The sequence below is a fragment of the Dechloromonas hortensis genome (assembly GCF_009469765.1).
GTDB classification, from domain to species: Bacteria; Pseudomonadota; Gammaproteobacteria; order Burkholderiales; family Rhodocyclaceae; genus Azonexus; species Azonexus hortensis.
Window position 1 is genome coordinate 1 of the sequence record NZ_SSSQ01000012.1, and the last position, 25345, is coordinate 25345.

Below are 25345 nucleotides of genomic sequence, written 5' to 3' on the forward strand. Positions count from 1 at the left end.
GGACCGTGAAACAGATGAGCGCCGATGATAGTGAGCTTCCGCTCGCGAAAGTAGGTCACCGCCAGGCTCCCATTCCCAAAAGCCCCTTCTGCAACAGCAGACGGGGCTTTCGGCTTTTCAGCTAAGCAAAATGTATAGCACCGCCTTGGCAAGATTATCCGAATGGTCAGAAATAAAAACGCCGGCCAGGTTTTAAGCCTGGCCGGCGTTTTTGCGTGCTGAGCGCAGGTAATGCTGTTAGGCGGGGAGTGGGTCGGCGTTGCCCAGGGCGACGGTATTCATGCCGCCATCGACGTACATGATTTCACCGGTGATCCCGCTTGCCAGATCGGAGAGCATGAAGGCAGCGGCATTGCCGACTTCTTCAATGGTCACGTTACGGCGCAATGGAGCATTGTGCGAGTTATAGGCGAGCAGTTTGCCGAAGTTGCCGATGCCGGAAGCGGCCAGCGTCTTGATCGGGCCGGCCGAGATGGCGTTGGCACGGATGCCTTCAGGGCCGAGGCAGAAGGCTAGGTAGCGGGTTGCCGCTTCCAGGCTGGCCTTGGCCAGACCCATGGTGTTGTAGTTCGGCATGGTCCGCTCGGCACCGAGGTAGGAGAGGGCGAGCGCTGCGCTCTTGCGGCCCTGCATCATCGGGCGGGCGGCCTTGACCAGCGCCGGGTAGCTGTATGAAGAGATTTCGTGGGCGATGCGGAAGGCGTCGCGGGTGATACCGTTCAGGAAGTCACCTTCGATGGCTTCGGTCGGCGCGTAGGCAATGGAGTGCACCAAGCCGTCGAGACCGTCCCAGTGTTTGCCCAGTTCGACGAACAGGTTGTCGATTTGTTCGTCGCTGCTGACGTCGACCGGGATGGTGATGTTGCTGCCAAATTCGGCTGCAAATTTCTTGATGCGGTCTTCGAAGCGCTCGTTCTGGTAGGTGAAGGCGAGTTGAGCGCCTTCACGGTGGCAGGCCTTGGCGATGCCGTAGGCAATGGAGTGCTTGGAAAGCAGACCGGTGATCAGAATTTTCTTGTCGGCGAGAAAGCCCATGTGTTGTTCTCCCTTTGGGGTTTAGCCTTGAGATTATAAAGCATCACATGTTCGGATAGGTTGGCCCTTCACCGCCTTGTGGCACGACCCAGTTGATATTTTGTGTTGGATCCTTGATATCGCAGGTCTTGCAGTGCACGCAATTCTGGGCGTTGATCTGCAAACGGGGGTTTTGGCCACTTTCGTCACGCAGGATTTCATAAACGCCAGCCGGGCAGAAGCGCTGTTCCGGGGCGTCGTATTGCGCCAGATTGACGGTGATCGGTACTGTCGCATCCTTCAACTGCAGGTGGCAGGGCTGGTCTTCCTCGTGGTTGGTGCTCGATAGGAAAACGGAGGACAGGCGGTCGAAGGTGAGTACGCCATCCGGCTTGGGGTAGCTGATCGGTGAACATTCGGCGGCCAGTTTCAGCTTGGCGTGGTCGGGCGTGGTGTTGTGCAGGGTCCATGGTGCCTTGCCGCCAAAGACGATCTGGTCGATGCCGAACATGATCGAGCCGAGTTTCAGGCCCTTGCTCATCCACGGCTTGAAGTTGCGTGCCTGGTGCAGTTCATCGTAGAGCCAGCTTTGTTTGAAGGCTTCGGGGTAGGCGGTCAATTCATCGTGCTGGCGTTCGCCGACCAGCGCTTCGAAGCAGGCTTCCGCAGCCAGCATGCCGGACTTGATGGCGCAGTGCGAGCCCTTGATGCGGGCGGCGTTGAGGAAGCCGGCATCGTCGCCGACCAGCACGCCACCCGGGAAGGTCAGTTTGGGCAGCGACTGGAGGCCGCCAGCGGTCAGGGCGCGGGCGCCGTAGGCGATGCGTTTGCCGCCTTCGAGGAATTTGCGGATTTCCGGATGCGTCTTGAAGCGCTGGAATTCCTCAAACGGGGCAAGGTGCGGATTGCTGTAGCCGAGACCAACGACGAAGCCGACGGCGACCTGATTGTTTTCGAGATGGTAGAGAAAGCCTCCGCCGTAGGTGGCGGAATCCATTGGCCAGCCGCCGCTATGGACGACCAGGCCGAGCTGGTGCTTGGCCGGGTCGATTTCCCAGAGTTCCTTGAGACCGATGCCGTAGGTTTGCGGATCGACTCCTTCGTTCAGGTTGAACTGGGCTTGCAGTTGCTTGCCGAGATGGCCGCGGCAGCCTTCGGCGAAGAAGGTGTATTTGCCATGCAGTTCCATGCCCCTTTGGAAATTCGGACCTTCCGAGCCATCATGCAGGCGGCCCATGTCGCCGGTGGCGACGCCTTTGACGGCGCCCTGTTCGTTGAACAGCACTTCGGAGCCTGCAAAGCCCGGGTAGATTTCGACGCCGAGGGCTTCGGCCTGTTCGCCCAGCCAGCGGCAAACGTTGCCGAGCGAAATGACATAGTTGCCTTCGTTGTGAAAGCACTTAGGCAGCAGGCTGTTGGGAATTTTGGTGGCGCCGTCTTCGGAGAGGATGAAGAAACGGTCTTCGGAAACTGGAGCATTCAGCGGCGCGCCGTCCGCCTTCCAGTTCGGGAGCAGTTCGCTCAGGGCGCGTGGGTCCATGACGGCGCCTGATAAAATATGCGCGCCGATTTCGGCGCCTTTCTCGATCAGGCACACCGAGAGGTCCGTGCCTTTTTCTGCCGCCTGCTGTTTCAGCCGGATCGCTGAGGCCAGACCGGCCGGTCCGCCGCCAACGATGACGACGTCGAATTCCATGGCTTCGCGTTCCATGATGTCTCCTGTATTTAGTTTGTATTTGGTTGGTTGTTACGTTGTAAACAATACGGTACAGTATGGAAACGCATTGATCAACCCCTCTTGAATTTCAAAGACATGGAACACAAAAAGAAACTTATCCACGTAACAAAGATGCCTATTCGCTGGGGCGACATGGATGCCTATGGCCATGTCAATAATACGGTTTACTTTCGCTACATGGAGCAAGCCCGGGTCGAGTGGATCGAGGAGATGAAGGTTCCGGTGCGGCCGGGTGGCGATGGGCCGGTGATCATCAATGCCGCTTGCACCTTCCTGATCCCGATGACTTATCCGGGCATGGTCGAGGTGCGGACCTACGTGGGCCATCCCGGGCGTTCCAGCGTGCAGACGCATGTTGAAATGCGTATCGAAGGTGACGAGCGGATTTACGCCGAGGGTGCGGCCAAGGTGGTCTGGATGAATACGCAGAGCGGAAAATCGGTGCCCTTGCCGGATCATGTGCGGGCGGCACTGGAAGCGGAGTAAACTCGCGGCCCATTGCATAGCGACTTCTGAATAGCATGGGCAAACGAAAAATCTGGGAAAAGCTGTTGTCGGCCGACCGCCTGGGCGCCGGCAAGGCGCCGGGAACGCCGGAGCGCACGGCTTTTCAGCAGGATTACGACCGCATCGTCTTTACCTCCGCCTTCCGCCGCATGAAGGACAAGACGCAGGTTTTCCCGCTCTCGAAGAGCGATTACGTGCGCACCCGCCTGACCCACAGCCTGGAGACGAGTTGCGTCGGACGCTCGCTCGGCGCCGTGGTCGGGCGCGAGATCATTGCCCGGCATGGCTTGCAGCACGTCGAGTCGGGCGATTTCGGGGCGATTGTCGCGGCCGCCTGTCTGGCACACGACATTGGCAATCCGCCTTTCGGTCACGCCGGTGAGGATGCCATTCGCGAGTGGTTCCGCACCTCCGATTTGCTGGAACGGCATCAATTCACGCCGGCGCAGCGTGCCGACTTCGAGCGTTACGAAGGCAACGCCCAAGGCTTTCGCATCGTGACGCGCCTGCAAAGCCCGGCCAACCCGGGCTTGCAGCTGACCAGCGCGGTGCTGGCGACCTTCACCAAGTATCCGCGGCCGTCTGATATCGGTACGGACGAGCTTGATGGCAAGAGTGCCAAGAAGTTTGGTTTCTTTCAGCAGGATGCTGCCGCTTTTCAGCAAGTCGCGCGGTCGACCGGCCTGATCGAGCGAATTCGGGGTACGGTCTGGCGGCGCCACCCGCTGGCCTTCCTGGTCGAGGTGGCGGACGACACCTGTTATCTGATTGTCGATCTCGAAGATGCGGCCAAGCTCGGCTTCGTGCCCTACAAGGATGCCGAATTGCTGCTCGCCGACCTGGCCGGCAGCACGGTGAATGGCGGACGACTGGAGCGTCTGCACGATCCGAAGGAGCGCCTCGAATACCTGCGCGCCAAGGCCATTGGCCGCCTGCTGGAAAGTGCGGCCTCGGTCTTCCTTGAAAACGAGGATGCCATCCTGAATGGTGAGTTCGATGAGGAACTGCTCGAGCAGTCGCCAATCGCCATCCCGTTGCAGGCTGTGCTTCGCCTGGCCAAGGAAACGATCTACACGGCGCGGCCGGCGCTGGAGATCGAGACGGCGGGCTTTGAAGTGCTGGGCGCCTTGCTCGGACTGTTCAGTAATGCCGTCGAAGCCCGGGCCGGGCATGGCCGCTTCACCACCCGCGACCGCATGTTGCTCAAGCTGTTGCCGACGCAATTCCTCGGCCATGGCGGTGAGCCGGACCCCGATCCCTATATCCGCCTGCTGCAGGTCGCCGATTTCGTGGCCGGGATGACCGACTCCTACGCCATTGATATGTTCCGCAAGCTGAAGGGCTTCGACCTCCCGACCTGAGGCTTACTTGAGTGCCGCCAGGAAACGCTGGCGGGCGGCTTCCAGTTCCGGCCGGGCAGACTCGCCGAGCAGGGCGCTGCAGGTCCCGTAGAAGTCGTTGAAGGCGGCCTTGACGGCTTTCTCGTCCAGCTTGCGGCGGAGCCCGGGTTTGTCTTCCGTCACCGGCAGGTCGAGCGGCTTGAGGTGGGCGTAGCGCGGAATCATGCACTGGCCGCCTTGTTCGGAAGAGGCCGTCAGCGGCCCGGTTTTGACGAAGACCTTGCCTTCGAATTCGAAGCGGCCGCCGAGCGGGATGTGTTGTAGCTTCATGGTCGGTACTCCTTGGTGCAGGCCGTGATGGTAGCAGTTTGCCGCAAGCGGTTTCCGGCCTCAACGAGCAATCTCCACTTGCCAAAAAGCCAATACTGTACAAAAATACAGTCAATGGTTTTTAGCGGAGCAGGCCATGAAACTCACGCCACGTCAGCAGGAAATTCTCGACTTCATCAAAAGCACCCTGGAGGTGCTCGGTGCGCCGCCGACGCGCATGGAAATTTCCAGTGCCTTTGGCTTTGCTTCGCCCAATGCGGCCGAAGATCACCTCAAGGCGCTGGCCAAGAAGGGCGCCATCGTGCTCGAGCCGGGCTCGGCACGCGGTATCAGGCTGGTCGAACAACTCGGCTTGCCGCTGATCGGCATGGTCGCCGCCGGTTCGCCGATTCTCGCCGTCGAAAACGTGCAGGGGCGCTATGCGCTGGATGCCGGCCTGTTCAGCCCGCGGGCCGATTTCCTGCTCAAGGTGCGCGGCCTGTCGATGATCAATGCCGGCATTTGCGATGGCGATCTGCTCGCCGTGCACAAAACGACGCAGGCTCGCGACGGGCAGATCGTCGTCGCCCGCCTCGATGAAGAGGTCACGGTCAAGCGCCTGCAGCGCAGCAAGGGCGAGATTCATCTGATTGCCGAGAATCCGGATTTCCAGCCGATCATCGTTCATCCGGAAGAGGTCGACTTTGCCATCGAAGGCATTGCGGTCGGCCTGATTCGCGGGGCGATCAGCACCTTGTCATGAGCGCCATGCCGTTGCCGACCGCTTTGGCTGACGTGCTGGCCAGAGGTGATGTCTGGCGCGGCGATACGCTGGCCTCCCTGCCGGAAAACGCGATTCCGAGCGGCCACCCCGAACTCGATGCCGAGTTGCCGGGCGGCGGCTGGCCGCGGGGAAACCTGACCGAAATTCTCGTCGACCGCAGCGGTTTCGGCGAAATGAGCTTGTTGCTGCCGGCCCTGGCTAGTCTGTCGACCGCCGGTGGCTGGCTGGCCTTGGTCGCGCCGCCCTGGCTGCCGCATGCTCCGGCCTGGGCGGCGGCCGGGGTAGCGCTCGAAAGGCTGGTCGTTTTGCCGGCGGGCAAGCAAACGGCCTGGTCGGTCGAACAGCTGCTGGCCTGTGGCGGTTTTGCCGGCGTGCTGGCCTGGCCGGAGGCCGGCATCGATGCCCGGGCACTGCGCCGTCTGCAGGTGGCGGCGGAGGGGCGGCCGGTTTTTGCCTGTTTGTGGCGGTCGACCGCAGCCGCCGCCTCGCCATCGCCGGCCCCCTTGCGGCTCGAAATGGCGGCGGCTGAAAACAGCCTGTCGGTGCGCATTCTCAAGCGGCGTGGCCGACCGGCGGCGCAGCCGCTTCATTTGTCCTTACCTCGCCCTGGGAGATCCGTTCGTGCTCTGGCTGGCCCTGCACTTTCCACTGCTGCCGCTCGAAGCGCTGCCCTTGCGGCAGTCGCCTAGCGCACTGGTCAGTCGCGGGCGGGTGGTGTGCGGCGATGCAGCGGCGGCCGCTGCCGGCGTCGCACCCGGCCAGAAACTGTCGACGGCATTGGGTTTGCAGCCGGGGCTGGCGGTTTTCGAGCGCGATGCCGCCGCTGAAAGCACGGCGCTGGAAAGCCTGGCCTGCTGGGCCGGCCGCTTTACGCCGACGGTCAGCCTGTTGCCACCGGATGCCTTGCTCCTTGAAATCGGCGGTTGCCTGCGGCTTTTCGGCGGCCTGCCGGCGATTGTCGAGGCGGTGCAGGCTGGCTGCCGGGCGCAGTCCTATTCCCTGTCCTGGGCCACGGCACCGACGCCGCTTGCCGCGCTCTGGCTGGCGCGAGCCGGGGCGGCCAGTTTGTGCGCCGAGCCGGCCGAGATGCAGCGCGCACTGGCTCTTTTGCCTTGTGCGGTTGCCGGCTGGCCGGCCGAGGTGCAGGCCCGGCTCGATGCCTTCGGCCTGCAGCGACTGGGGGATCTGCGTGCCTTGCCGGCGGCCGGCCTGCGCCGGCGGCTTGGCAATGCGCCGCTGGATGATCTGCTCCGGGCCTGGGGCGAATTGCCGCATCCGCAAAAGCCTTTCGTTTTTCCGGAGGCCTTCAGTCAGAAGATCGAGTTGCCGGCCCGGGTCGAGCATGCCGAGGCGCTCGCCTTTGCCGGGCAGCGCCTGTTCGCGGCGCTGGCCGGTTGGCTGCAGGGGCGGCAGTTGCTGGTCCGGGCCTGCGCCTTGCATTTGACGCACGACGATGGCTCAAGCAGCGCCTTGCCGTTGCGCTTTGCCGAGCCGGCGGCCGACGAGGGGCGTTTTGCCCGCCTGCTGCGCGAACATCTGGGGCGTTGGCAACTGGCGGCGCCGGTCGAGGCGATGCAGCTGGTGGCGGACGAGGTGGTGGCCAAGCCCGGCGCCAGCGCCCCTTTGTTCGATCAGGCCGTGGCCGGGGAGGGCGCGCTGGTTTGCCTTGAGCGCCTGCAGGCCCGCCTGGGGCCGGGCGCCGTTCAGGTGCTGGGCGCCGCGCCTGATTACCGGCCGGAATGCGCGACGCGTCGGCAGGCGGCGCTGGCGGATTTTGCCGTTTCGGCGGTGTCGACCGCCGGACTCCAGGCCGCACGTCCGCTCTGGCTGCTGCCGGCGCCGCAGCCCCTGGCCGAACGGGCGGACGGCCCGCACTGGCATGGGCCGTTGAAATTGCTGTCGCGGGCCGAGCGGCTGGAAAGCGGCTGGTGGGATGAGGGTGAAATGCAGGGCGAAATGCAGGCCGGTGCGGTGCCGGCGGCGACGGCGGGCGATGTCAGGCGCGACTATTTCGTCGCCCGCAATGCGCAGGGCCAGTGGGCCTGGATTTTCCGCGATGCGGAAGGCTGGTTCCTGCACGGCCTGTTTGCCTGAACGCCGGGAGGGAACGATGGAACTGCCGGATTACGCCGAGCTGCACTGCCTTTCCAACTTCAGCTTTTTGCGTGGTGCCTCGCACCCCGAGGAGCTGGTCGAGCGGGCGCAGGCGCAGGGCTATGCGGCGCTGGCCCTGACCGACGAGTGTTCGCTGGCCGGCGTCGTGCGGGCACATCAGGCGGCCAAGGCGGCTGGCCTGAAATTCATTGTCGGCAGCGAAATGACGATGCTTGATGGCCTGAAGCTCGTCTTTCTGGCCTGCAATCGCCACGGCTACGGCAATCTCTCGGCGCTGATCACGCTCGCCCGGCGGCGCGCCGAAAAAGGGACTTACACCCTGCAGGGCAAGGACCTGGAGGCGATTTCGCCGAGCGGCGCCTTGCCTGATTGCCTTGTCCTCTGGGTGGCCGACGAAAATGCGTCGGCGGACGACGGGCGCTGGCTGGCTCGACGTTTTCCTGGCCGCGCCTGGTTGGCGGTCGAACTGCACGCCGGGCCGGACGATGCGGCGAAGCTGGAAGCCTTGCAGGCGCTCGGCGCGGCCTGCAACTTGCCGCTGGTGGCGGCTGGCGATGTGCATATGCATGTCCGCGCCCGGCGGCCGGTGCAGGATGTGCTGACCGCCTTGCGCCTGAAAACCTCGGTCTTCGAAGCCGGCTACCGGCTCTTTCCGAATGGCGAACGCCACCTGCGCTCGCGGCTGCGCCTGTCGCGCCTCTACCCGCCGGAAATGCTGGCCGAGAGCGTGCAGATCGCCGCGCGCTGCGCGTTTTCGCTTGATGAACTGCGCTACGAATATCCCGAGGAAATCATCCCGGCCGGCGAAACCCCGGCCTCGTGGCTACGCGCCGAAACCGAACGCGGCCTGCAGCGGCGCTATCCGGCCGGCGTCCCGGCCAGCGTCCGCGAGCGGATCGAGCACGAACTGACGCTGATCGCCGAGATGGCTTACGAAGCCTATTTCCTGACCGTCTACGACATCGTCTGCTTTGCCCGTAGCCAGGACATCCTTTGCCAGGGGCGCGGTTCGGCGGCCAATTCGGCCGTCTGCTACGCGCTCGGCGTGACCGAGGTCGATCCGGCCCGCTCGGCCTTGCTGTTCGAGCGTTTCGTCTCGAAGGAACGCGGCGAGCCGCCGGACATCGACGTCGATTTTGAACACGAGCGACGCGAGGAGGTCATCCAGTACATCTACCAAAAGTACGGGCGTGAGCGGGCGGCGCTGGCCGCGGCGTTGATCACCTACCGGACCAAGGGCGCTTTGCGCGATGCCGGCCGGGCGCTCGGTTTCGGTATCGCCCAGATCAACGCGCTAACCGCCTCGCTGGCCTGGTGGGACAAGCGCGAGCAATTGCCGGAGCGTTTCGCCGAATTGGGCCTCGATCCGCAGGCGCCGCGCGTCGAGAAATGGCTGGCGATTGCCGAAGCCCTGCGCGGTTTTCCCCGGCATCTGACGCAGCACGTCGGTGGCTTTGTCATCTCGCGCGGGCCGCTGTCCCGGCTGGTACCGGTCGAGAACGCGGCGATGCCCGAGCGCAGCGTCATCCAGTGGGACAAGGACGATCTCGATGCGATGGGCCTGATGAAGGTCGATATCCTGGCCCTCGGCATGCTGACGGCGATTCGCCGGATGTTGCAGACGGTCGGCGATGCCGGCGGTCGACCGCTCAAAATGCACGAAATCCCGGCCGAGGACCCGGCGACCTACGCCATGCTTTGCCGGGCCGACAGCATGGGCGTTTTCCAGGTCGAATCGCGCGCCCAGATGGCGATGCTGCCGCGTTTGCGGCCGCAGAATTTTTACGACCTCGTGGTCGAGGTGGCGCTGGTCCGGCCGGGGCCGATCCAGGGCGACATGGTGCATCCCTACCTGAAGCGGCGGCAGGGGCTGGAGCGCATCGAGAAAATTTCACCGGGCGTCGATGCCGTGCTGGCGCGCACCTGCGGCGTGCCGATCTTTCAGGAACAGGTCATGCAACTGGCCGTCGTCGCTGCCAATTTCACGCCGGGCGAGGCCGACCAGTTGCGGCGGGCGATGGCGGCCTGGAAACGCAAGGGCGGGCTGGAGCCATTTGAGCAGAAACTGCGCGCCGGCATGGCCGCCAACGGGCTGCCGGACAGTTTTGCGACGCGCATCATCGCGCAGATCCAGGGCTTCGGCGAATACGGCTTTCCTGAGAGCCACGCCAGCAGTTTCGCCTTGCTGGTTTATGTTTCGGCCTGGCTCAAGCGCCACCACCCGGCGGCCTTCCTGTGCGGCCTGCTCAACAGCCAGCCGATGGGGTTCTACTCACCGTCGATGCTGATCCAGGACGCCCGGCGCCACGGTGTTCAGGTGCTGCCGCCGGACGTCACGGCCAGCGACTGGGAGAGCCGGATCGACGAGCGCGGCGCCGTACGCCTCGGTCTGCGCGAAATCAGTGGATTTTCCCGGCGCGTCGCCGAAAGTCTGGCGGTCGACCGGCAAAAAAGGCCATTTTCCAGCGTCGCCGATCTCGCAGCGCGCCTCGGCCTGCAGCGGCGCGATCTCGACCTGCTGGCCGCTGCCGACGCCCTGCAGAGCCTGGCCGGTCATCGGCGGCAGGCAGCATGGGAAGCCAGCGCCGCCGTCGTGCAAGGCGATCTGTTCGACGGTTTGCCGGCCCGTGAGGCGAATACCGAATTGCCGGCGCCCGGTGCCGGTGAAAATCTGGTGGCCGATTACCACAGCCTCGGCCTGACGCTGCGCCAGCATCCATTGACGCTTTTGCGGCCGCAGTTGTTCGAACGCCGTTTTGTCACGGCGGCCGAACTGAAGACCACCGGTCATCGGGCGCTGGTCCGTGTCGCTGGCATCGTCGTCGGCCGCCAGCGGCCGGGCACGGCGACCGGTGTCGTCTTCGTGACGCTGGAGGATGAAAGCGGGCTGACCAATGTCGTCGTCCAGCCGCAACTGGTCGACCGGCAGCGCCGCGAACTGCTCGGCGCCAGGCTGCTCGGCGTTTATGGCCAGTTGCAGAAGGAGGGCGAGGTGGTGCATCTGGTCGCCAAGCGGCTGGTCGATCTGTCCGCCTGGCTGGGCCGGCTGGAAACTTCCAGCCGGGATTTCCACTAAGCCTGGCGGGCCTCGATCAAGGCGGCCAGCGTGGCGACCGAGCGCAGGTGCTGGCGGGCCTGTTCGTCGTTGGCCTCAAGCACGATGCCGTATTTTTTCTTCAGCGCCAGCACGAGTTCGAGGGCGTCGATCGAGTCGAGGCCGAGGCCGTCTTCGGCAAAAAGCAGGCTGTCGTCGCCGATGTCGGCCGGGGTGATGTCTTCAAGATTCATCGTTTCGATGATGAAGAGCTTGAGTTCCTGGTGCAGATTTTCCATGGTTCAGTTCAGTTTCTTGCGTAGCCGGTAGCCGGAGAAGCCCAGCCGTTCTTCGTTGTCTTCGTGGATCAGGCGCAGTGTGTCGCCGCGGCCGCTGCCCAGGCCGTCGGTCACCGCCTCGTCGTCGGATACCGGACGAAAGCCGATGCGCAGCAGCAATTCGGGTATTTCCGGAAAGCGCACCTCGCCGACGAGCAGGCCGTCATCTTCCTTGAGCACGATGTGGTCGGGCGAGGGGCCGTCGATCTTGCCGATGATCTCGTATTGCCCGATGCGCTGCAGGAAGGATTCCGGGATGCTGGTCGGATTCAGCTTCTCGCCGAAAATCAGCGATTCGCCGCCGATCCGGCCGACCACGATCTGCCGGCCGTCGACCGAGGCAATCGACAGCCGGATGTCGTCGAAAGCGCCAACATGCACCGGGATCAGGCCGAATACCTTGTACTTGATGCTGAACAGGCCGTCTTCATGCGGCACCAGGCGAAAATGGTGGCCGACCGCCTCGACATCGATCTGGCCGGACTCGGTGGAGACCTTGCTGAGCCCGACCATGGTGTCGAAATGGCCGTTGAACAGGCGCAGTTCGGCGCTGCTCGGAGCACGCTCGCGGGCCCGGACGACCGGGGCAGGGCTTTGCCGGATGCCGGTCTTGGCTTCGAGCATCAGGCGCAGCGCCTCGCCGGCGATCTTGCTGACGGCAAAGTGGGCAGTCACCGAGTTGGAGAGGACGACGACCCCCAGTTTGTGTTCCGGCAGCATCGCCATCATGCTGTGCGAATCGGGCAGCGAGCCGCCGTGGCTGGCCACCGGGCCGCCGCCGGGTACTTCGATACCGCTCAGCATCCAGCCGAGGCCGACGTAGGAATTGAAGGTCAGCGGCAAATCGGCGTTCTGCACGCGCAGCATTTCGGCGATCGAGGCGCTGGACAGAATCTGCTGCGGCCCGGATTTACCGTCGGCAAACTGCATTTTCAGAAACTGGCTGAGGTCCGTCACATTGCTCAGCAGATTGGCGGCCGGCATGTCGCGCAGCGAGAAAACCTCGATTTCCTTGTTCCGGTCGTAGGCCTTGGTGATGGCGCGCGGCGTGAAGCTGCTGTGCGGCATGCCCAGCGGCCGGAAGAACTGGCGCTCCATATGCTCGTCGAAGGCGGCGCCGCCGACTTTCTGCACCGCGGCGCCGAGCAGTGCCATGCCGACGTTGGAATAGGAGAAGACGTAGTTGGGCGGAAAGGTCAGGTGCTCGTCGCGCAGGCTGTCGACGACGCTTTCGAAGCGCGCCGGGTCGCGCACGAACATGCCGCGCAGGAAATTGGAGGGCAGGCCGGAATGGTGCGTCATCACATTGCGCGGCGTCACCGGGCCGGCTGTCGGAAAGCGCGACTTGATCGAAAACTCGGGCAGGGCGGCGGTCAGCGGCTGATCGATGTCGATCTTGCCCTGTTCGGCCAGTTGCATGATGGCGGCGGCGGTGAACAGCTTGGCGATCGAGCCGGCCCGGTAAATGGTTTCCGGTGCCGCCCGGATCCCGTTTTCCAGATCGGCGTAACCAAAGCCTTTTTGCCAGATCACTTGCTGATCATCGACCAGCGCGATGCTGAGGCCGGTGATCTCGTTTTCCGCCATCTCGCGGTCGACCAGCCAGGACAGGTATTTTTCGGTGTGCTGGTAACTGCCGCGCGGATTGCCTTCGGAAACCGGTGCCGGGGTGGCGCAGCCGCCGAACAGCATAACGGTGCTGGCAACAAGGAGAAGAAGGCGGCAGGGCATGGGGAAAAGAGCTTTTGGCGTGGGCGACAGCAGGGCGCCCGATTATAAATCAGATGCCTAGCTCGTCCTTGGGGAAAAATAGCTGACAAATTCAGTCGAGTATTTTAAAATTCTCCCTCGTTTGAAAAGGGAGATTAGGCTTCATGTTCCGGCAGTTAGGTGAGGATATTCGTGCGGTTTTTGACCGCGATCCGGCGGCCCGCTCGTTCTGGGAGGTGCTCACCTGTTACCCCGGTATCCATGCCCTGATCATGCATCGCCTGGCGCACTGGCTATGGGGCCATCGCCTGCGCTGGCTGGCTCGCTTCACGGCACACGTCGCTCGTTTCTTCACCGGTATCGAGATTCATCCTGGCGCCACGATCGGCCGCCGTTTCTTCATCGATCACGGCATGGGTGTCGTGATCGGCGAAACGGCGCTGATCGGCGACGACGTGACGCTCTATCACGGCGTCACGCTGGGCGGCACTTCGTGGAACAAGGGCAAGCGACATCCGACGCTGGAGAACGGCGTCGTCATCGGGGCCGGCGCCAAGGTGCTCGGGCCGATCATCATTTCGGCCGGTGCCAAGGTCGGCTCCAATGCCGTGGTCACCAAGCCGATACCGGCCGGGGCGACCGCTGTCGGCAACCCGGCGCGGGTGCTCGATCATTCCGAGCAGAGCAAGCAGCGCGAAGCGCAGGCCGAGAAAATGGGCTTTTCCGCCTATGCCGTCGGTCGCGATCAGGATGACCCGCTGGCCAAGGCCATTCATGGCCTGCTCGACCACGCCGCCGAAACCGACCGCCGACTGGCCTCGCTGATCCGCGAACTCGACGCGCAAGGCGTCAAATGCGATAACGAGGTGCTGGCCGCCGACCGTTTCGATCCGAAATACCTGAGTAAAATAGTTGACTGATTTTGTCTGGTTTGTATATAGTTGACCGGAACACTAGGTTATTAGCTGGAGATCGAAAAATGCGTTTGACCACCAAAGGCCGTTTTGCCGTGACCGCCATGATCGACCTTGCCCTGCGCGGCGAGGATGGTCCGGTGGCGCTGGCCAGCATCAGCGAACGTCAGAAGATATCGCTCTCCTACCTTGAGCAGCTGTTCGGCAAACTGCGCCGCTACAAGCTGGTCGATAGCGTGCGCGGCCCCGGCGGCGGTTACTGCATCGCCCGCCCGCTCAACCAGGTCACAGTGGCCGACATTATCCGCGCCGTCGATGAGCAACTCGATGCGACGCAGTGCGGCGGTCGGGAAAACTGTCATGACGAACATCGCTGCATGACGCACGACCTCTGGTCCACGCTGAATTCCAAGATGTACGACTACCTGGCTTCGGTGTCGCTGGCTGAGCTGGTCAGTCGCCAGAAGGTCAAGACGCTTGGCCAGATGGCCGCCGTTCTCGAAGACAAGCGTCGCCTCGGGCCGCAGCCGCGGACCAAGGCGGCACGCGAAAAAACCGCCGCCATCGTCTGATCCGCCATGTTTCAGCCGGCCTATCTCGACCACAACGCCACCACGCCGCTTGATCCGGCCGTGCTGGCCGCCATGCTGCCTTGGCTGGAAAGCCAGTACGGCAATGCGTCGAGCCGGCACGAATACGGTCGCCGGGCTCGCCAGGCGATCGACGAGGCGCGGCAGCAGGTCGCCGCAGCGGTCAATGCCCATCCGACCGAGGTCGTGTTTACCAGCGGCGGCAGCGAAGCCAACAATCTGTTCCTGAAAGGGGCTGCGGCCTCCATGAGGCCAGGTGTGCTGGCCGTGAGCGCCGTCGAGCATCCCTGTGTCATCAAGCCGGCCGCCCAATTGGCGCGCCAGGGCTGGGAAGTGCGCAGTCTGGCGGTCGACACCGCCGGCAGCCTGAATCTGGCGGATTACGCCGAGGCGTTGCTGAGCCGCCCGAAACTGATTTCAGTGATGACGGCAAACAACGAAACCGGCGTCGTCCAGGACATCGCCGCCTTGGCCAATGCCGCCAAAGCAGGCGGCGGCTGGTTTCACAGCGATGCGGTGCAGGCGCTGGGCAAGCTGCCGCTCGATTTTCGCGCCCTCAATGCGGCTGGCGTGCATGCGCTGACGCTGTCGGCGCACAAGGCCTATGGCCCGAAGGGCGCGGCGGCGCTGGTGCTCGACAAGCGCGTCGAATTGCAGCCGCTGATTGCCGGCGGTGGCCATGAGCGCGGCCTGCGTTCCGGCACCGAAAATGTGCCGGCAATCGTCGGATTTGGTTGTGCTGCGGAACTTGCGGCGCAACGCGTTGCCGAACTGTCGGCTCGTTTGCGGGCCATGCAGGCGAAGCTGGAGGCAGGGCTGGCAGGACTGGGTGCCCGGATCTTTGCAGTGGAAGCGAAGCGTTTGCCGAATACCAGCTATTTCGCCTTTCCCGATATCGATGGCGAAACACTGGTTGGCAAACTGGATCGTGCCGGTTTTGCCGTGGCCAGCGGTGCCGCCTGTTCCAGCGCCAATCCCGAGCCGTCGCATGTCCTGCGGGCGATGGGCGTGGCGCCGGAAATCGCCCGTGGCGCGATCCGCATCAGTCTGGGGGCAGGCAATACCGAGACTGAAATCGAACAATTCATCAACGCCTTGCAGGCCACAGTCGGACGCCTGCAGGGACTGACGGCAATTGCCGTTTGAACAACCCGACTTAGCGAGAATGACGATGAAACTCCCCATCTATTTGGATTACTCGGCAACGACACCGGTTGACCCGCGCGTGGCGGAAAAAATGATTCCCTACCTGTGCGAGCATTTCGGCAACCCGGCCTCGCGTTCGCACAGCTTCGGCTGGGTCGCCGATGCCGCGGTTGAGGAAGCACGCGAGCAGGTCGCCGCGCTGGTCAATGCCGACCCCAAGGAAATCGTCTGGACTTCCGGTGCCACCGAGTCCAACAATCTCGCCATCAAGGGTGCTGCGAATTTCTACGCTGCGACCAAGGGCAAGCACATCATCACGGTGAAGACCGAGCACAAGGCCGTGCTCGACCCGGTGCGCGAACTCGAACGCCAGGGCTTCGAAGCGACCTATCTCGACGTCAAGGAAAACGGCCTGATCGACCTGGAGGTCTTCAAGGCCGCCATTCGGCCGGATACCGTGCTGGTCTCGGTGATGTTCGTCAATAACGAAGTCGGCGTCATCCAGCCGATCGCCGAACTGGGCGAAATCTGCCGCGACAAGGGCATCATTTTCCACGTCGATGCGGCCCAGGCGACTGGCAAGGTCGACATCGACCTGAGCAAGCTCAAAGTCGACCTGATGAGCTTCTGCGCCCACAAGACCTATGGCCCGAAGGGCATCGGCGCCCTCTACGTGCGTCGCAAGCCGCGCATTCGCCTTGAGGCGCAAATGCACGGTGGTGGTCATGAGCGCGGTTTCCGCTCCGGCACGCTGCCGACCCACCAGATCGTCGGCATGGGCGAATGCTTCCGTCTGGCCAAGGAAGAAATGGCCGAAGAGAACAAGCGCATCGGCGCCTTGCGCGACCGCTTGCTGAAGGGCCTTCAGGATATTGAGGCAACCTACGTCAATGGCGACCTGACGCAGCGCGTGGCGCACAACCTGAACATCAGTTTTGCTTACGTTGAAGGCGAGTCGATGATCATGGCGATCAAGGATCTGGCGGTTTCGTCCGGTTCGGCCTGCACCTCGGCCAGCCTGGAACCTTCCTATGTGTTGCGTGCCTTGGGGCGCGATGACGAGTTGGCCCACAGTTCCATCCGTTTCAGCATCGGTCGCTTCACGACGGAAGAGGAAGTTGACTATGCAATCAATCTGTTGCACAAGAAAGTTGGCAAGTTGCGCGAACTGTCACCGCTGTGGGAAATGTACAAGGACGGCATCGACCTGAGTACTGTCCAGTGGGCAGCACACTAACAACAACGGTCTAGAGATACCCCTGAATTAACGGAGAATTAACATGAGCTATAGCGTAAAAGTCATTGATCACTATGAGAATCCGCGTAACGTCGGTTCCTTTGGCAAGGAAGACGACGGCGTCGGTACCGGCATGGTCGGCGCACCGGCCTGCGGCGACGTGATGAAGCTGCAGATCAAGGTCAACAAGGCCGGCGTCATCGAGGATGCCAAGTTCAAGACCTACGGTTGCGGTTCGGCGATTGCCTCGTCGTCGCTGGTCACCGAATGGGTCAAGGGCAAGACGGTGGATCAGGCCTTGTCGATCAAAAACACCGAAATCGCTGAAGAACTGGCCCTGCCGCCGGTTAAAATTCACTGTTCGATTCTGGCCGAGGATGCCATCAAGGCGGCCGTGGCCGATTACAAGAAGAAGCACGGAGAATAAGCATGGCTGTCACCTTGAGCGACAAGGCGGCGAAGCACGTCGCCAATTACCTGACCAAGCGCGGCAAGGGCATCGGCCTGCGCCTCGGCGTACGGACCAGCGGCTGTTCCGGCATGGCCTACAAGCTGGAATTTGTCGACGAGGTGAGTCCCGAGGATCTGGTTTTTGAGAGCAATGGCGTCAAGGTTTTCGTTGATCCGAAGAGCATGCCTTACCTGGAAGGGATGGAACTCGATTTTGCCCGTGAAGGTTTGAACGAAGGCTTCAAGTTCAACAACCCGAACGTCAAGGATCAGTGCGGTTGCGGCGAATCCTTTAACGTCTGATGGATTTTCGCGCCGATCATTTCACGCTGTTTGGACTGGATCGGGCCTTCCGGCTCGATCTGTCCGATCTCGACTCTCGTTACCGCGACATTCAGGCGCAAGTGCACCCGGATCGCTTCGCCAATGCCGGTGAAGCCGAGCGCCGGCTGTCGATGCAGTGGGCGACGCACGCCAACGAAGCCTACCTGACGCTGAAGAAACCGCTGGAGCGGGCCAAATACCTGCTGCATCTGGACGGACACGACATCCAGGCGGAAAGCAACACCGCGATGCCGGGCGATTTCCTGATGGAACAGATGGAATGGCGCGAAGCGGTGATGGATGCGCGCAATGGCGGCGATCATCACGAACTCGAGCATCTGCACAATCGCCTGCGTGGCGACATTAACGCCCGCTATCAGGAACTCGCCGAGTTGCTCGACGATACCGGTAGTTTGACGCTGGCCACCGACCGCGTGCGCCGGCTGATGTTCCTGGAAAAACTTTTGCACGAAATCGACGACGCGCTGGCGTCGCTGGAAGAATAAAAATGGCCCTGTTTCAAATTGCCGAGCCCGGAGAGTCGGCCGCCCCCCACGAGCACAAGCTCGCCATCGGTATCGACCTCGGCACCACCAATTCGCTGGTCGCCACCGTGCGCAGCGGCATTGCGATCTGCCTCAGCGACGAGCATGGCCGTCCGCTGTTGCCGTCCGTCGTGCGTTATCACGCCGACAACAGCACCGAAGTCGGCTACGACGCGCAGACCAAGCAGGCGGTCGACCCGCGCAATACGATCATTTCGGTCAAGCGCTTCATGGGCCGCGGCCTGAAGGACATTTCGCACGTCGAATCGATGCCCTACGACTTCATCGAAGCGCCGGGCATGGTCAAGGTCAAGACGATTGCCGGCATCAAGAGCCCGGTCGAAGTCTCTGCCGAGATTCTGAAAAGCCTGAAGGGCCGGGCGGAAGCCGCTCTCGGCGGCGATCTGGTCGGGGCCGTGATCACCGTGCCGGCCTATTTCGACGATGCCCAGCGCCAGGCGACCAAGGACGCCGCCCGGCTGGCCGGCCTCAATGTGCTGCGCCTGCTCAACGAACCCACCGCGGCGGCCATCGCCTACGGGCTGGACAATGCGGCAGAAGGCGTTTATGCCGTCTACGACCTCGGCGGCGGCACCTTCGACATTTCCATCCTGAAACTGACCAAGGGCGTTTTCGAAGTGATGTCCACCGGCGGCGATTCAGCGCTCGGCGGCGACGACTTCGATCACCGCATCCTGTGCTGGGTCATCGAGCAGGCCAAGCCGCAGCCGCTGTCGCCGGAAGATGGGCGCCTGCTGATGATGCGCTGCCGCGAGGCCAAGGAATTCCTGACCAACAACGCCGAGGCCCCGCTCACCGCCCGCCTGTCCACCGGCGAGATGATCGACCTCAAGCTGGATGTGGCGACCTTTGCGGAAATCACCCAGACCCTGATTTCGAAGACCCTACAGCCGGTCAAGAAGGCGCTACGCGATGCCGGCCTGCGGGCCGAGGACATCAAGGGCGTCGTCATGGTCGGTGGCGCGACGCGCATGCCGCAGATCCAGAAAGCGGTCGGCGATTTCTTCCGCCAGGAGCCGCTGACCAATCTCGACCCGGACAAGGTGGTCGCCCTCGGCGCCGCCACCCAGGCCAATCTGCTGGTCGGCAACAAGACCGGCAAGGACGACTGGCTGCTGCTCGACGTCATTCCGCTCTCGCTCGGCCTGGAAACGATGGGCGGCCTGACCGAGAAGGTCATCCCGCGCAATTCGACCATTCCGACCGCCCGTGCCCAGGAATTCACCACTTTCAAGGACGGCCAGACGGCGATGACGATCCACGTCGTCCAGGGCGAGCGCGAACTGGTTTCCGACTGCCGTTCGCTGGCTAGTTTCGAGTTGCGGGGCATTCCGCCGATGGTGGCCGGGGCGGCGCGCATTCGCGTCACCTTCCAGGTCGATGCCGACGGCCTGCTGTCGGTCGCGGCCCGTGAGCAGACCACCGGCGTCGAGGCGAGCGTCACCGTCAAGCCGTCCTATGGCCTGTCCGACGACGAAATCGCCGGCATGCTCAAGGATTCGATGGAGCACGCCAAGGATGACGCGATCAATCGCGCGCTGAAGGAGGCCATCGTCGAGGCCCAGCGCATGATCGAGGCAACCGAAGCAGCGATGAAGGAAGACCCGCATCTGCTGAACGAGGCGGAAACCGCCAAGATCAAGGAAACGATCGCCAAGCTCGCTGAAACGATGCAGGGCGACAATCGGCGCCTGATCAACATCGCGATGGACGACCTCGGCTACGAGACTCAGGCCTTTGCCCATCGCCGCATGGACCAGAGCATCAAGAAAGTGCTGTCCGGCCGCAAGGTCGACGACATCAAAATGGGAGAAGAAGCATGACGCAACTGATCGTCCTGCCGCACGTCGAAAACTGCCCGGACGGCGCCGTCATCGAGGCGGAAGAGGGCAAGTCCATCTGCGAGACCTTGCTCGAAAATGGCGTCGAACTCGATCACGCCTGCGAAATGTCCTGTGCCTGCACGACCTGCCACGTCATCGTCCGTGAAGGCTTCAATTCGCTGGCACCGGCCGAAGAGGAAGAGGAAGATCTGCTCGACAAGGCCTGGGGCCTGGAGCCGAATTCCCGCCTGGGCTGCCAGGCGATTGTCGGCAAGACGCCGCTGGTCGTCGAAATTCCGAAATACAGTCTCAACATGGCCAAGGAGGGGCACCGCAAATGAAATGGACCGACATCAACGATATCGCCATTGAGCTGAGCGAGGCGCACCCGGACAAGGATCCGCTGAAACTGAATTTTGTCGATCTGCGCGACTGGGTGATGGCATTGCCCGGTTTCAATGACGACCCGAAGCACTGCGGAGAGAAAATTCTCGAAGCCATCCAGCAAGCCTGGATCGACGAGGTTTCGTGAAAACCCGCGATTTTCCGGGGCGCGGCAGCCAGCTCAACGTCCTGGGCGGGCCGCTGCTGACCTGCAGCGACAGGCCGCTGACCGGATTTTTCCGCGATGGCTGCTGCAATACCTCGGAAGAGGATTTCGGCAGCCATACCGTCTGCGTCGTGCTGACGGCCGAGTTCCTCGAGTTTTCAAAAGCGCGCGGCAACGACCTGTCGACACCGCGCCCGGAATTCGATTTTCCCGGTCTGCAGCCGGGGCAGCGCTGGTGCCTGTGTGCGGCGCGCTGGCTGGAAGCCTGCAAGGCCGGCAAGGCACCGCAGGTTTCGCTCAATTCGACCAATCAGGCGGCACTGGAAATCGTGCCGCTCGACCTGCTCAAGCAGCACGCGGTCGACCTGCATTAATTGCCGTTTTTCCGGCGCTGATTGACGCGCCGAAGCGGCGCCCCTGATACTGCCGGGGTTGCCTGCCGTCGGCCGGCCTTACCTCTTCCCTTCGAGCAATGACTTTGCTGCGCCGCTTCTTACCTGGCTGGCTGGCCGCTTACCCCAGGCAGAAACTGGGGGCCGATCTGGCGGCCGGCCTGATCGTCACCGTGCTGGTCATTCCGCAAAGCCTGGCCTACGCCTTGCTGGCCGGCCTGCCGCCGCAGATGGGACTGTACGTCAGCATTTTTCCGGTGATCGCCTATGCGCTGCTCGGCAGCAGCATGGTCCAGGCGGTCGGGCCGGTGGCGATTACGGCAATCATGACCTATGCCGTGCTCAGCCCACTGGCCGCCCCCGGTTCGGCCGAATACATCCTGCTGGCGGCTGTCCTCTCGCTCTTTTCCGGCCTCATGCTGCTCGCCTGCGGTGTACTGCGCCTGGGCTTCCTTTCCCAATTGCTGAGCCGGCCGGTGATCAGCGGCTTCATTTCCGGCTCGGCCGTGCTGATCATCATCAGCCAGATGAAGTACCTGCTCGGTATCGCACCGCAGGGCCGCAGCAGCGCCGAACTGGTTGTTGATCTGCTCGGCAAACTGGCCGACAGTCATGGGCCGACCGTGCTGATCGGCCTGCTCGCGCTGGCCGCGCTGGCTTTCGCCCGCCACGGGCTGGGTGGCCTGCTCGGGCGGCTTGGTCTGGGGGCGCCCCGGGCTGCCTTCATCGGGCGCCTGATGCCGCTGGTTGTCGTACTGTTCGGCACGCTGGCAGTGGTCTGGCTGGATCTCGACCGGACGCGCGGCGTCGCCGTGGTCGGGGCGGTGGTGGCCGGTATTCCCGGTTTCGAGTTTTTCCTGCCCGGTTACGAGTCGATCAAACTGCTGATTGTGCCGGCCTTCGTGATGACGCTGATCGGCATGGTGCAGGGCATCACGATGGCGCAGGCGCTGGCCATCAAGCGGCGCGAGCGGGTCGATGCCAATGCCGAACTGGTCGGCCTCGGCGCCGCCAATGTGGTGGCTGCCTTCTACGGCGGCATGCCGGTCGGCGGCGGCTTGTCGCGCTCGGCGATCAATGTCGCGGCCGGGGCGCAGACGCCGCTGGCCAGCCTGGTCTCGGCGCTGGCGATGATCGGCGTGCTGGCCGGCGCGGCACACTGGTTCGAACGCCTGCCGCTAGCCGTGCTGGCCGCCAGCATCATGATGGCCGCCTGGTCGATGATCGATGTCCAGGCGCTGCGCCAAGCCTGGGCCTACGACCGGGCCGATGCCATGGCCTTGCTCGGCACGGCGGGCGGGGTGCTGCTGCTCGGTCTGGAAACTGGTATCGGCCTGGGCATCGTGCTGTCGATGGCGACCTTGCTCTACCGGGTGAGTACGCCGCATATCGCGGTGGTCGGTCGGCTGCCGGGCAGCGAACATTTCCGCAATGTCGAACGCTACGCGGTCGAGACCATTCCCGGCGTGCTCTTCGTCCGGATCGATGAACGCCTGTTCTTCGGCAATCTCGGCGCAGTCGAGATGCGGATCAACCAAGAACTCGAGCGGATAGGCGAAGCCCGCGATCTGGTGCTGGTGATGAGCGCCGTCAACCTGATGGATACTACGGCGGTCGAGGTCTTTGCCGAACTCAATCAGGACCTTGCCGAGCGGGGCATCCGCCTGCACCTGGCTGAGGTCCGGGGGCCGGTTCAGGACCGACTGCAGCGCTCGGCGTTGTGGTCATCCCTGAGCGGCCAGGTTTTCCTGTCGGCCAACGCGGCCTTCGAGCAGTTGCGCCAGCCACCCGTCTAGTCGGCCAGCGCCGCCGGCAGCGGTTTGGCATGCAGATGCTGGCTCATGCTGGCGACCGAGAGCAGGACCAGCATGGCGCCACCGTTTTGCGGCGTGGTCTTGACCACCGAGGCGAGGACCGAGGCGATGCCGACATAGATGTTGGACAGGTCTTCGATGTCGGCACTCGGCACTTCGAGAATCTCGCCCAGCCTATCGACCAGAATCCCGAAATTGCCCCCGTTTTCATCGCGCACGACCACGATCTGGCGGCCGCTCTCGGCGCCGGCCGGTTCGCTGAGGCCGAGTGCGGCGTGAAGGTTGTAGATGGGGAGCGATTCGTTGCGATAGATCAGGGCGCCGTAAACCTCCTTCGGCGCATTCGCCAGGCGGGCGGCACCGTTGGCTTCGATCGCTTCGACGACATCGCCGACCGGCAGGCCGAGCCAGTGGCCGGCGAGATGGAAGGTGGCGATTTCCCGGCTGGAAATCCCGGTCGGGATGACTGAGCGCCGGCTGGCGACTTCGCCGCCGGCACTACCCAGGCCGGCTTCCGGCCGGTATTCACCCAGCGGCACGAAAACAACGGCAGTCACTTCGTTGCGGTAGTCGTCCTCGATGCCTTTGTATTCGCGGTAGCCCGATGAGCGACGGGCGCCGGCGGCCATCACCTGGCCGTTCAGGTTGATCAGTCGGGAGCAGCCGGCAGCCGGCGGATTCAGGAGTTCGTCGGGGAGCGCCAGGCTACTGCCGATCCGATAGGCGCTGTTGCTCGACGCGATGATCGTCGATTGCCCATCGACAAAGACGGCAAAGCTGTCGGCAACGGCCTCGCCGTTGGCTTCCCGCGGCAGCGAGTCGTGCAGCATGGCGGCAAACTGTGGCTCGGCATCGAAGACGATGGCGATGCCGCCGGTGACGCGACTGTCGTCCGCCGAGCGCAGCGCCGCCAGATAGACATAGGTCGGTCGCGAGGCATAGAGGCGGGTGCGTGTGAAGCTGGAGACTGTGTAGCTCTGGCTGTCGCGCAGTTCGAGGCATGATCCGACCCAGGGTTCGTCGAGCCGGTTGCCGACCAGTTCGGCATAGGCCGGGTTGGAAACGGCGCTCACCGTACCCGTCGTATCGAAGAGCACGATGTTGTCGTAAACGGTGTACAGGCTGTTTATGTAGCGGATCACCGTTTCCAGGCCTGACTGGCGTTCGGTTTCCGGGCCCGTATCCATCAGCCGGCGAATCGTTGCGTCGAGTGCCCACCAGCGGCAGTCGTTGGCGCGCTCGTAGAGATTGCGGTCCATGATGTCGATGGCCAGCGCGGCGAGGAACTGGCTGTCGGCGAGCACCGAGGAGAGTACCGTGGCCTGCAGGTTGCCGATCGAACTGGAGAAAACCTCACGCATGCTCATGCCGATGCGGCTGATCTCCCAGAGCAGGATCTTGGAAAAGCTGGCATTGATCGAGGCCGACGAAACGCTCTGCCGGACCGTGCCGTTCCATACCGCCCGGCTCAGGTCGCGCTGGATGGCCGCGGCCTGGCGCGGAATGGCCTGCAGCGCTTCCGGAAAGGCGCGGCCGCCCGAAATGGCCGAGGCGACCAGGCTGGGGGCGATACCGTCGAGCTGGTTGTCGGTCTGGGCTTCGAAGGCCTGGGCGACGGGCATCATCACCAGACCGCGCCAGCCGGGCCCCATGTAGGCCTGGTAGCCCTTGGTGTCGCTGGCAAAGGCGAGGTAGCTGCGGCCGGCAAAGCGCAGGCGCTGCAGTTGGTTGGAAGGCAGGCTCAGTTCGGCGCCGAGCGGAATCTGCCAACGGTCGCTGCTGGCGATGACCTGGCCGGTGCCGTCGAGCAGGGCAATCACCCCCGGATCGTCGGCCTGCGACAGTTCGGCAAAGATGCGCTGCATTTCATCGGCAAAGCGGAAGCACAGGGCCAGTACGCCGAGCGTCTCGCCGCTCGGCGCGGTGATCCGGTAGGCGTAGATCAGCGAGCGTGGCCGCTCGGGGAAAAGGGCGGAATGGGCGTAGGCTTCGACATAGGCGGCCTGGGTGACCAGCGCTTCGCGCACCCAGCTATCGCGGATGCTGGTGTTGCCGCTGGGGTTGCCACCGTCCGACCCGAGGCGGACCAGGACTTCGCCTTGCGGCGAGAGCAGCACGACATCCTCGTACACCGAATACTTGCGGACGTATTCGCGGAAACGCTGCTGCAACTCAAAGGGCTCGCCGGGCTGGGCGGCGAAGCTGCGGATCACGTCGTCGGTACTGAGGAAACCGATATCGGCCGTCCGCTCGAACAGGTTGCGGATCAGGATGTCGATCGCCACCTGCGACTTCGCCTTCATTTCCTGCTCGCGTTTGGCCAGCGTTCGCTCGGCGAGATTGTTCAGCAATTCGCCGGTCAGGCTGGAGAAGGCTTCGCGGGTCTGGCCGATCTCGGCCGTGGTGCCCGACATCTGGCCGAGCAGGTTCAGGTTGTCCCAAACCGCCTGCAGCGTCTGCAGCATTTCACGGTATTCCTCGATCAGCGGCATGTGCGGCAGCAGCGCCCGCACGGTGTCCTTGACCTCGATGCCCTTGTATTTCGTCATGCCACGCTCCAGGCGCCCAATGTGTATGGAGTGCTAGCAAGGCATGTGCCTATGGAAAAACACCGGAAAGACCCATGGATAGGATGTTTCTGGTGTTTTTA

At 63.2% G+C, this 25345-nt stretch carries 24 protein-coding genes; 18 read left to right on the plus strand and 6 right to left on the minus strand.

Annotated features, from left to right (window positions below):
- Positions 1 to 237: 237 nt before the first annotated feature.
- Together fabI and GH663_RS16465 are read right to left on the minus strand one after the other, a co-directional pair.
- Entirely contained in the window at positions 238 to 1035 is a 798-nt protein-coding gene (gene fabI, locus GH663_RS16460; protein ID WP_153132778.1) for an enoyl-ACP reductase FabI, read from the minus strand.
- A gap of 43 nt (positions 1036 to 1078) precedes the next feature.
- The gene (locus GH663_RS16465) at positions 1079 to 2725 is read right to left on the minus strand and encodes an electron transfer flavoprotein-ubiquinone oxidoreductase (protein WP_153132779.1); all 1647 of its coding nucleotides are present in this window, start codon (positions 2723 to 2725) and stop codon (positions 1079 to 1081) included.
- A 102-nt stretch (positions 2726 to 2827) separates the two neighbouring features.
- On the opposite strand from GH663_RS16465, the gene GH663_RS16470 reads away from it, so the two are divergent.
- Positions 2828 to 3238 carry an acyl-CoA thioesterase gene (locus GH663_RS16470; RefSeq protein ID WP_153132780.1) on the plus strand — a complete coding sequence of 137 codons (411 nt, stop codon included), beginning with the start codon at positions 2828 to 2830 and terminating at the stop codon, positions 3236 to 3238.
- A 35-nt stretch (positions 3239 to 3273) separates the two neighbouring features.
- The gene (gene dgt, locus GH663_RS16475; protein ID WP_153132781.1) at positions 3274 to 4620 is read left to right on the plus strand and encodes a dGTP triphosphohydrolase; all 1347 of its coding nucleotides are present in this window, start codon (positions 3274 to 3276) and stop codon (positions 4618 to 4620) included.
- Positions 4621 to 4623: 3 nt separating this feature from the next.
- On the opposite strand, the gene GH663_RS16480 is transcribed toward dgt, so the two are convergent.
- The gene (locus GH663_RS16480) at positions 4624 to 4929 is read right to left on the minus strand and encodes a hypothetical protein (protein WP_153132782.1); all 306 of its coding nucleotides are present in this window, start codon (positions 4927 to 4929) and stop codon (positions 4624 to 4626) included.
- 136 nt (positions 4930 to 5065) lie between these two features.
- On the opposite strand from GH663_RS16480, the gene lexA reads away from it, so the two are divergent.
- From lexA to GH663_RS16500, 4 genes are read left to right on the plus strand one after another with little or no spacing between them, the layout of a single operon-like run.
- Positions 5066 to 5671, plus strand: coding sequence for a transcriptional repressor LexA (lexA, locus tag GH663_RS16485; protein ID WP_066880288.1), 606 nt, complete (start codon positions 5066 to 5068; stop codon positions 5669 to 5671).
- The gene (gene imuA / locus GH663_RS16490; protein WP_246181619.1) at positions 5668 to 6381 is read left to right on the plus strand and encodes a translesion DNA synthesis-associated protein ImuA; all 714 of its coding nucleotides are present in this window, start codon (positions 5668 to 5670) and stop codon (positions 6379 to 6381) included. Before lexA ends, imuA begins: the two co-directional genes overlap by 4 nt.
- Entirely contained in the window at positions 6314 to 7786 is a 1473-nt protein-coding gene (locus GH663_RS16495) for a Y-family DNA polymerase (RefSeq protein WP_153132783.1), read from the plus strand. Before imuA ends, GH663_RS16495 begins: the two co-directional genes overlap by 68 nt.
- A 16-nt stretch (positions 7787 to 7802) precedes the next feature.
- On the plus strand, positions 7803 to 10883 hold the full coding sequence (locus tag GH663_RS16500; RefSeq protein ID WP_153132784.1) for an error-prone DNA polymerase: 3081 nt from the start codon (positions 7803 to 7805) through the stop codon (positions 10881 to 10883).
- Here GH663_RS16500 and GH663_RS16505 read toward each other — a convergent pair.
- The gene (locus tag GH663_RS16505; RefSeq protein WP_153132785.1) at positions 10880 to 11140 is read right to left on the minus strand and encodes a phosphopantetheine-binding protein; all 261 of its coding nucleotides are present in this window, start codon (positions 11138 to 11140) and stop codon (positions 10880 to 10882) included. The two genes, GH663_RS16500 and GH663_RS16505, sit on opposite strands and share 4 nt — an antisense overlap.
- A 3-nt stretch (positions 11141 to 11143) precedes the next feature.
- Positions 11144 to 12910, minus strand: a complete 1767-nt coding sequence (locus GH663_RS16510; RefSeq protein WP_153132786.1) for a serine hydrolase domain-containing protein — start codon at positions 12908 to 12910, stop codon at positions 11144 to 11146.
- Positions 12911 to 13053: 143 nt separating this feature from the next.
- Between GH663_RS16510 and cysE the strand changes: the two genes are divergently transcribed.
- The 12 genes from cysE (at position 13054) to GH663_RS16570 (ending at position 22677) form a co-directional block, all read left to right on the plus strand.
- Positions 13054 to 13809, plus strand: coding sequence for a serine O-acetyltransferase (gene cysE, locus GH663_RS16515; protein WP_153132787.1), 756 nt, complete (start codon positions 13054 to 13056; stop codon positions 13807 to 13809).
- Between the two features lie 59 nt (positions 13810 to 13868).
- Positions 13869 to 14375 carry a Fe-S cluster assembly transcriptional regulator IscR gene (gene iscR / locus GH663_RS16520; RefSeq protein ID WP_153132788.1) on the plus strand — a complete coding sequence of 169 codons (507 nt, stop codon included), beginning with the start codon at positions 13869 to 13871 and terminating at the stop codon, positions 14373 to 14375.
- A gap of 6 nt (positions 14376 to 14381) precedes the next feature.
- Positions 14382 to 15539 carry a cysteine desulfurase family protein gene (locus GH663_RS16525; protein ID WP_153132789.1) on the plus strand — a complete coding sequence of 386 codons (1158 nt, stop codon included), beginning with the start codon at positions 14382 to 14384 and terminating at the stop codon, positions 15537 to 15539.
- 25 nt (positions 15540 to 15564) lie between these two features.
- Positions 15565 to 16776 (plus strand): IscS subfamily cysteine desulfurase, encoded by a 1212-nt coding sequence (locus GH663_RS16530; RefSeq protein ID WP_153132790.1) that lies wholly within the window; start codon positions 15565 to 15567, stop codon positions 16774 to 16776.
- Positions 16777 to 16819: 43 nt separating this feature from the next.
- Positions 16820 to 17203 (plus strand): Fe-S cluster assembly scaffold IscU, encoded by a 384-nt coding sequence (gene iscU, locus GH663_RS16535; protein WP_066879609.1) that lies wholly within the window; start codon positions 16820 to 16822, stop codon positions 17201 to 17203.
- 2 nt (positions 17204 to 17205) lie between these two features.
- A complete protein-coding gene (iscA, locus tag GH663_RS16540) occupies positions 17206 to 17529 on the plus strand; it encodes an iron-sulfur cluster assembly protein IscA (protein ID WP_066879605.1) in 324 nt (107 codons plus the stop codon).
- Positions 17529 to 18056, plus strand: coding sequence for a Fe-S protein assembly co-chaperone HscB (hscB, locus tag GH663_RS16545; RefSeq protein ID WP_153132791.1), 528 nt, complete (start codon positions 17529 to 17531; stop codon positions 18054 to 18056). The genes iscA and hscB overlap by 1 nt, the downstream gene beginning before the upstream one ends.
- Positions 18057 to 18058: 2 nt before the next feature.
- Positions 18059 to 19939 carry a Fe-S protein assembly chaperone HscA gene (gene hscA / locus GH663_RS16550; protein ID WP_153132792.1) on the plus strand — a complete coding sequence of 627 codons (1881 nt, stop codon included), beginning with the start codon at positions 18059 to 18061 and terminating at the stop codon, positions 19937 to 19939.
- Complete coding sequence (fdx, locus tag GH663_RS16555) at positions 19936 to 20280, plus strand: ISC system 2Fe-2S type ferredoxin (protein WP_153132793.1); 345 nt, start codon at positions 19936 to 19938, stop codon at positions 20278 to 20280. The genes hscA and fdx overlap by 4 nt, the downstream gene beginning before the upstream one ends.
- Positions 20277 to 20471 (plus strand): Fe-S cluster assembly protein IscX, encoded by a 195-nt coding sequence (gene iscX, locus GH663_RS16560; RefSeq protein ID WP_066879593.1) that lies wholly within the window; start codon positions 20277 to 20279, stop codon positions 20469 to 20471. Before fdx ends, iscX begins: the two co-directional genes overlap by 4 nt.
- Entirely contained in the window at positions 20468 to 20863 is a 396-nt protein-coding gene (locus GH663_RS16565) for a DUF2237 family protein (protein WP_153132794.1), read from the plus strand. Before iscX ends, GH663_RS16565 begins: the two co-directional genes overlap by 4 nt.
- Positions 20864 to 20961: 98 nt before the next feature.
- Positions 20962 to 22677, plus strand: a complete 1716-nt coding sequence (locus tag GH663_RS16570; protein ID WP_153132795.1) for a SulP family inorganic anion transporter — start codon at positions 20962 to 20964, stop codon at positions 22675 to 22677.
- On the opposite strand, the gene GH663_RS16575 is transcribed toward GH663_RS16570, so the two are convergent.
- The gene (locus GH663_RS16575) at positions 22674 to 25244 is read right to left on the minus strand and encodes a chemotaxis protein CheW (protein WP_153132796.1); all 2571 of its coding nucleotides are present in this window, start codon (positions 25242 to 25244) and stop codon (positions 22674 to 22676) included. The genes GH663_RS16570 and GH663_RS16575 overlap by 4 nt on opposite strands.
- Positions 25245 to 25345 lie beyond the last annotated feature (101 nt).

Coding starts and splice junctions, on each gene's coding strand:
- lexA (WP_066880288.1), top strand. CDS start 5,066: ATGAAACTCACGCCACGTCAGCAGGAAATTCTCGACTTCATCAAAAGC.
- imuA (WP_246181619.1), top strand. CDS start 5,668: ATGAGCGCCATGCCGTTGCCGACCGCTTTGGCTGACGTGCTGGCCAGA.
- hscA (WP_153132792.1), top strand. CDS start 18,059: ATGGCCCTGTTTCAAATTGCCGAGCCCGGAGAGTCGGCCGCCCCCCAC.
- GH663_RS16505 (WP_153132785.1), bottom strand. CDS start 11,140: ATGGAAAATCTGCACCAGGAACTCAAGCTCTTCATCATCGAAACGATG.
- GH663_RS16465 (WP_153132779.1), bottom strand. CDS start 2,725: ATGGAACGCGAAGCCATGGAATTCGACGTCGTCATCGTTGGCGGCGGA.
- fabI (WP_153132778.1), bottom strand. CDS start 1,035: ATGGGCTTTCTCGCCGACAAGAAAATTCTGATCACCGGTCTGCTTTCC.
- GH663_RS16570 (WP_153132795.1), top strand. CDS start 20,962: ATGACTTTGCTGCGCCGCTTCTTACCTGGCTGGCTGGCCGCTTACCCC.
- GH663_RS16500 (WP_153132784.1), top strand. CDS start 7,803: ATGGAACTGCCGGATTACGCCGAGCTGCACTGCCTTTCCAACTTCAGC.
- dgt (WP_153132781.1), top strand. CDS start 3,274: ATGGGCAAACGAAAAATCTGGGAAAAGCTGTTGTCGGCCGACCGCCTG.
- iscR (WP_153132788.1), top strand. CDS start 13,869: ATGCGTTTGACCACCAAAGGCCGTTTTGCCGTGACCGCCATGATCGAC.
- hscB (WP_153132791.1), top strand. CDS start 17,529: ATGGATTTTCGCGCCGATCATTTCACGCTGTTTGGACTGGATCGGGCC.
- iscU (WP_066879609.1), top strand. CDS start 16,820: ATGAGCTATAGCGTAAAAGTCATTGATCACTATGAGAATCCGCGTAAC.
- GH663_RS16525 (WP_153132789.1), top strand. CDS start 14,382: ATGTTTCAGCCGGCCTATCTCGACCACAACGCCACCACGCCGCTTGAT.
- cysE (WP_153132787.1), top strand. CDS start 13,054: ATGTTCCGGCAGTTAGGTGAGGATATTCGTGCGGTTTTTGACCGCGAT.
- iscA (WP_066879605.1), top strand. CDS start 17,206: ATGGCTGTCACCTTGAGCGACAAGGCGGCGAAGCACGTCGCCAATTAC.
- GH663_RS16480 (WP_153132782.1), bottom strand. CDS start 4,929: ATGAAGCTACAACACATCCCGCTCGGCGGCCGCTTCGAATTCGAAGGC.
- GH663_RS16575 (WP_153132796.1), bottom strand. CDS start 25,244: ATGACGAAATACAAGGGCATCGAGGTCAAGGACACCGTGCGGGCGCTG.
- GH663_RS16510 (WP_153132786.1), bottom strand. CDS start 12,910: ATGCCCTGCCGCCTTCTTCTCCTTGTTGCCAGCACCGTTATGCTGTTC.
- fdx (WP_153132793.1), top strand. CDS start 19,936: ATGACGCAACTGATCGTCCTGCCGCACGTCGAAAACTGCCCGGACGGC.
- iscX (WP_066879593.1), top strand. CDS start 20,277: ATGAAATGGACCGACATCAACGATATCGCCATTGAGCTGAGCGAGGCG.
- GH663_RS16530 (WP_153132790.1), top strand. CDS start 15,565: ATGAAACTCCCCATCTATTTGGATTACTCGGCAACGACACCGGTTGAC.
- GH663_RS16470 (WP_153132780.1), top strand. CDS start 2,828: ATGGAACACAAAAAGAAACTTATCCACGTAACAAAGATGCCTATTCGC.